Here is a 4524-nt window from a genome sequence, read left to right as displayed (position 1 = left end):
GGAGACGGCGGCGACGCGGTGGACAGTGCTGTTCGCTTGGCCAATGTCGCGCCGGAGACCATCAGCACTGCAGATTTCGGCTGATCTTAGGTCCGGCGTCCGCTTCTGTGGGCGCCGGACCCATTCAGGTGGCTGACGGCGCTCTCCGCCGGAAGCATGAACGCGTTTCAGGCGACCCCGCCTGACGGCCCGAATGGTGCCAATGGGGTTTTATCCTGAGCGGGATGACTTTTCTGCGCGATAGAGGAGGCGCTCGGCATCGGAGAAGAAGATCGGCCGGCGGCGATGGCCGCATTGGGTGACGTGGTGTGGGGCGCCGGAGATGACGATGCGGGCCATGGTGAGTGGTGCAGCAGAGGTGCAGGCGGGGGCCTATTTAGTATAGTGTCCCCGAAACTTTAAATATCTCGGCATGTTTGGAAATTACTAATAATGACCTGATAAATCTAGAATGGGACATCGTCGTCTAGATCAGTGTTAAGCGCAGCTGGTCTACGGGCCAAAGCTTGGGCGTGTACCCGTTCGCGTTCTTGCTGAATTAGTGTGCTGTACGACCGAAGAAGGAACTTCGTTCCAGATTCAGACAATGCAAACTTGTTAAAAGGATCTCCGTCGTGATCCGTAAGCTCAATCCGATTGACGAGTCCCTCGTCGATCAAACTTGCGATTGCTAGCGCCACCATGCGCTCGGAAATGCCCGCCGAGGAGACTTCCTTTTGAATTTCCCAAAGGCCAGATCCAGTTGGCGATCTAAGGCTCTGATCAAGAAGCGCAATTAAGCAGGCGCCCTTAACTTCGTCGGCATTTTGTTCTTCTAATGGTGGAGACGTTGCGATATGTCCGCGACTGTCCGGCCTGACCTCTAGCATTGCGGCGCCTATAGCTGCTTCGACATCTCGCGATATGTTCTCGTAATCTGACTGAGCAGCTGTTGCATAAAAACTAATTGGTCGATGAGCGATGTCGAACGGCAGTTTTGTTCTACGACCCTTGTCGCAGACGATCACAGTAGGCACGCCAAGGGCCAACGCGTAACCAAGCTCTAAAAACACGTTGGCGTTATCTTCCGAAACTTCAGCAAAGGCGACGTCGGCTGAGCGCAAGCCATCTTCAATCTTTTCGACTACCGGCCGTGTTCCAAGAACCTCGTCAGCGCGTATCGGCTTGGCGCCGCCGCGCTCTATAGCAGGTGCAAATGTCTCCTTATAGCGCTTGTCATAGACGCTATTGTCGAAACACTGAATGACGAAACATGTTTTCAGCAAGTGCCCCCGCTCCTTGTCTTACTCCGCCGCCACCCCGGCATGTCCGAACAGGCCGCCTTCGCCGCCGCTCTCGCCCGCGCCGGCATCCTCGTTCGCGGCGGCGGCGTTGGCCTTGGCGGCTTTGCGGCGGTCGAAGCTGTCCCAGACGTCGCTCCAATCGCCGCGCGTCGCCGCTTTCGAATATTCGGTCGCGCGGGTTTCGAAGAAGTTGGCGTGTTCGACGCCGTTCAGCAGCGGGGCGAGCCAGGGGAGGGGGTGTTCTTCGATCATATAGATCGGCTTGAGGCCCAATTGGCCCATACGCCAATCGGCGATGAAGCGGACATAGCGCTTGATATCCTTGGCGGTCATGCCGTTGACGGGGCCCATTTCGAACACGAGATCGATGAACGCATCCTCGATCCGCACCGTCTTCTGGCACATGTCGGTAATGTCGTCCTTGACCGCCGGCGTCAGGCATTTCCGTTCCGCGCAGAAAGCGTGGAACAGCTTGATGATGCCTTCGCAATGGAGCGTCTCGTCCCGCACCGACCAGGACACGATCTGGCCCATGCCCTTCATCTTGTTGAAGCGCGGGAAGTTCATCAGCATCGCGAAGCTGGCGAAAAGCTGGAGCCCCTCGGTGAAGCCGCCGAACATGGCGAGCGTGCGGGCGATATCCTCGTCGCTGTCGACGCCGAACTGGCTCAGATAGTCATGCTTGTCCTTCATCTCCTTATATTGGAGGAAGGCCGAATATTCGCTTTCGGGCATGCCGATCGTGTCGAGCAGATGGCTGTAGGCGGCGATGTGGACCGTCTCCATGTTGCTGAACGCGGTCAGCATCATCTTGATCTCGGTCGGCTTGAACACACGGCCATATTTTTCGTGGTAGCAATCCTGCACCTCCACATCGGCCTGGGTGAAGAAGCGGAAGATCTGCGTCAGCAGATTGCGTTCCTGATCGGAGAGCTTCTGCGCCCAATCGCGGCAATCCTCACCCAGCGGCACCTCTTCGGGCAGCCAGTGGAGCTGTTGCTGGCGCTTCCAGAAATCATAGGCCCACGGATATTCGAAGGGCTTGTAGGAGCGCGAGGCTTGAAGGAGGGGCATGGACGGTCTTCCTTAGTGAAGCTGAATGGTCTGAATTTTGGCGACGGGCCCGAACAGCCCGAAACAGATTGCGGCGAACAGCAGCCAGAAGAGCGGCGCAAGCGTCATGAAGAGCATGCCGATCATGCGGCGCTTGATCTCGCCGGGATTGTCGTGCGGCAAAGGCTGGCCAAGCCGCGCAAAGCGCATGCCGTTGGCGAACAGGCCGAGGCAGACAAGGGTGCCGAGGCCCAGCATGAGCCATCCGCTGGTCATGGCGCCGTCCTCCAGAAGGTGATGGCGAAGACGATCAGGACCAGCCCGAGCGCCGCCAGCATCGTGCCGACGATGCGTAATATATAGACCATCTGGGGCGAATTTTTGAGTCCCAGCAGCGCGCGCGTCGCCGTCGGGCGCAGCAGCACGGGCAGGCCCATCAGGCCGAACAGCAGGCCCAAACCGGCCATGATGCGCAGCGAGAGCGGCATCGCGCGGCTCAAACGCCCGGCCGCTGCGAGAGGACCAGGATGAGCGCGGCGGCGATCAGGACGGCCACCGCCAGCACGACCCAGGACGAACGCGGCGTCGGGCGGCGATTGCGGGCCGAGGCCAGGGCAATGACGATCACCGCCACCACCACAACCGCCCAGAATATCGCCATGCGATCCATCGCGTCGTCATCTCCCCCGGCGCAAAAGCAGAAAAGCGGAACGCAACAAGAACGGCCCGATATGTAGGGTAAGGCTACGCCGATCCGCCACAAAGTCTAGGTGCCGCGACGGCTTTTTCCACAGATTTGTGGGGCCAGAGCGGGCCTGTCCGACGCGCTGCCGATTTCGGCATGATCGTACAAACGGCACGCTTGCGCGCGATCCTTTCATAGCCGATGCGGCTTTCCGCGGGGTCGTGCGTTGGGCTGCGGCACTCTAGCGAGGGAATTCACACATGGCTGATTTGTCGAACATCCGTGAGCATATGGAAGTCATCGGTGCCGATGGCGTTCATGTCGGCACGGTCGACCATGTCGAGGGCGATCGCATCAAGCTGACCAAGAAGGACAGCACGGCGCAGATCGAAGGCGCCGAGGGCGGCCATAGCGGCCACCACCATTATATCTCGGGCGGCCTGGTGGCCGAAGTCGAGGGCGACAAGGTGCGCCTGTCGGCCAATGCCGACGTCGCCGTGACGTTCGAGGAAGAAGAATAAGAGGCGGAACTCCCGCGATCCGGCAACGGATCGCGGGACGCCAGAGGGCGTCGCTCCCTGCCGGAGCGGCGCCCTTTTCTTTTGCGACGAACGGCGCAGGTGGCATCGATCGGACGTGCCTGTGGCGCGACGGGGCGTGGTGCCGCGCCCGCCGGTGCTGGCGCGGTTCAGGCGCGGCATTCTATATAGATCCGATATGGACCACCCTCTTCTGCTGGAAGAGCCTCGGCTTATTCCCGGTGGCGTCAGCTTCACCATCAACGAAGTGCAGTTCGGCCAGACCGTGTTCGTCACCGATGCGGCGCTGGCCCGGCTGGCGCCGCATGCGCGCGGCCCGCGGGAGATGATCCGCTTCGTCATGACCAATATCCGCGTGCTGGCCGAGCGCGCGCTGAAGAAGGCCAAGGGCGGCCGGATCGCGGACCTGATCGTGCTGGAGCCGCAGGACGTCGCCTAGGGGCGGCCGGACGATTACGGCTTGCCGGCGTCGCAGGCGTTGATGGTGGCGGCGGGCGCGTTGGGCTGCTGATCGATCGTGTAGCGCACGGTGCGGCAGCCATTGGCGAGGGTTTCGCGCGACGGCACGGCATAGCCGCTCCACGCCCCATCCTGCCAACGCTGATCCTGCCCGGTCGTAAGCGCGCGATGGATGGCGTCCTTCACTTCCGGGGACTGAAGCGGAACGAAGCCGTCGGGCGTGGCAGCGGCAAGATCGGCCGTCGGCGCGGGCGCGACGGGTGCAACGGGCGCGGCTGCGTTGGCCGCGCTGCCGTCCGCTTGGGGCGCGGATGTGCCGTGGCAGGCGGCAAGCGCGATGGCCAGCGCGAGCGGCGCAAGACGCCGGAAAGTGATGTCGCCCGATATGCGGCCGCGTGGCATGATCGTCCTCCGTTTGCACGCGACCATAAGGCTGCGGCCGGAGCGATGCTAGGCGGCGCGCTCCCGATGCAACACGGAAGAAACGGGCTGGTCTGGCCGGCGC

Annotated in this window: 8 protein-coding genes; 2 read left to right on the top strand and 6 right to left on the bottom strand. The window is 61.5% G+C overall.

Features of this window, described 5'->3' with window-relative positions; translation table 11 throughout:
• Nucleotides 1–446: 446 nt before the first annotated feature.
• The 5 genes from ACOJSI_RS10370 to ACOJSI_RS10350 are packed head-to-tail and all read right to left on the bottom strand — an operon-like array spanning nt 447 to nt 2997.
• The gene (locus ACOJSI_RS10370) at nt 447–1265 is read right to left on the bottom strand and encodes a hypothetical protein (protein ID WP_420138209.1); all 819 of its coding nucleotides are present in this window, start codon (nt 1263–1265) and stop codon (nt 447–449) included.
• An 18-nt stretch (nt 1266–1283) separates the two neighbouring features.
• Entirely contained in the window at nt 1284–2357 is a 1074-nt protein-coding gene (locus ACOJSI_RS10365) for a ribonucleotide-diphosphate reductase subunit beta (protein ID WP_420138208.1), read from the bottom strand.
• 12 nt (nt 2358–2369) lie between these two features.
• Complete coding sequence (locus tag ACOJSI_RS10360) at nt 2370–2612, bottom strand: hypothetical protein (RefSeq protein WP_420138207.1); 243 nt, start codon at nt 2610–2612, stop codon at nt 2370–2372.
• Complete coding sequence (locus ACOJSI_RS10355; RefSeq protein WP_420138206.1) at nt 2609–2824, bottom strand: hypothetical protein; 216 nt, start codon at nt 2822–2824, stop codon at nt 2609–2611. The genes ACOJSI_RS10360 and ACOJSI_RS10355 overlap by 4 nt, the downstream gene beginning before the upstream one ends.
• An 8-nt stretch (nt 2825–2832) precedes the next feature.
• Nucleotides 2833–2997, bottom strand: coding sequence for a hypothetical protein (locus tag ACOJSI_RS10350; RefSeq protein WP_420138205.1), 165 nt, complete (start codon nt 2995–2997; stop codon nt 2833–2835).
• A gap of 284 nt (nt 2998–3281) precedes the next feature.
• Here ACOJSI_RS10350 and ACOJSI_RS10345 point away from each other — a divergent pair, with 284 nt between their 5' ends.
• Nucleotides 3282–3542 (top strand): DUF2171 domain-containing protein, encoded by a 261-nt coding sequence (locus ACOJSI_RS10345; RefSeq protein WP_420138204.1) that lies wholly within the window; start codon nt 3282–3284, stop codon nt 3540–3542.
• A 196-nt stretch (nt 3543–3738) separates the two neighbouring features.
• Nucleotides 3739–3999 (top strand): hypothetical protein, encoded by a 261-nt coding sequence (locus ACOJSI_RS10340; protein WP_420138203.1) that lies wholly within the window; start codon nt 3739–3741, stop codon nt 3997–3999.
• A gap of 14 nt (nt 4000–4013) precedes the next feature.
• Here ACOJSI_RS10340 and ACOJSI_RS10335 read toward each other — a convergent pair whose 3' ends face one another.
• The gene (locus tag ACOJSI_RS10335) at nt 4014–4421 is read right to left on the bottom strand and encodes a hypothetical protein (protein ID WP_420138202.1); all 408 of its coding nucleotides are present in this window, start codon (nt 4419–4421) and stop codon (nt 4014–4016) included.
• Between the last annotated feature and the right edge of the window lie 103 nt (nt 4422–4524).

The sequence above is a fragment of the Sphingomonas sp. genome (genome assembly GCF_048595155.1).
Taxonomy (GTDB): domain Bacteria; phylum Pseudomonadota; class Alphaproteobacteria; order Sphingomonadales; family Sphingomonadaceae; genus Sphingomonas_I.
This window is presented reverse-complemented; position numbering and strand designations above follow the sequence as displayed.

Excerpts from the sequence above, each read along its gene's own strand:
- ACOJSI_RS10360 (WP_420138207.1), bottom strand. The coding sequence starts at position 2,612 with ATGACCAGCGGATGGCTCATGCTGGGCCTCGGCACCCTTGTCTGCCTC.
- ACOJSI_RS10345 (WP_420138204.1), top strand. The coding sequence starts at position 3,282 with ATGGCTGATTTGTCGAACATCCGTGAGCATATGGAAGTCATCGGTGCC.
- ACOJSI_RS10335 (WP_420138202.1), bottom strand. The coding sequence starts at position 4,421 with ATGCCACGCGGCCGCATATCGGGCGACATCACTTTCCGGCGTCTTGCG.
- ACOJSI_RS10340 (WP_420138203.1), top strand. The coding sequence starts at position 3,739 with ATGGACCACCCTCTTCTGCTGGAAGAGCCTCGGCTTATTCCCGGTGGC.
- ACOJSI_RS10365 (WP_420138208.1), bottom strand. The coding sequence starts at position 2,357 with ATGCCCCTCCTTCAAGCCTCGCGCTCCTACAAGCCCTTCGAATATCCG.
- ACOJSI_RS10355 (WP_420138206.1), bottom strand. The coding sequence starts at position 2,824 with ATGCCGCTCTCGCTGCGCATCATGGCCGGTTTGGGCCTGCTGTTCGGC.
- ACOJSI_RS10350 (WP_420138205.1), bottom strand. The coding sequence starts at position 2,997 with ATGGCGATATTCTGGGCGGTTGTGGTGGTGGCGGTGATCGTCATTGCC.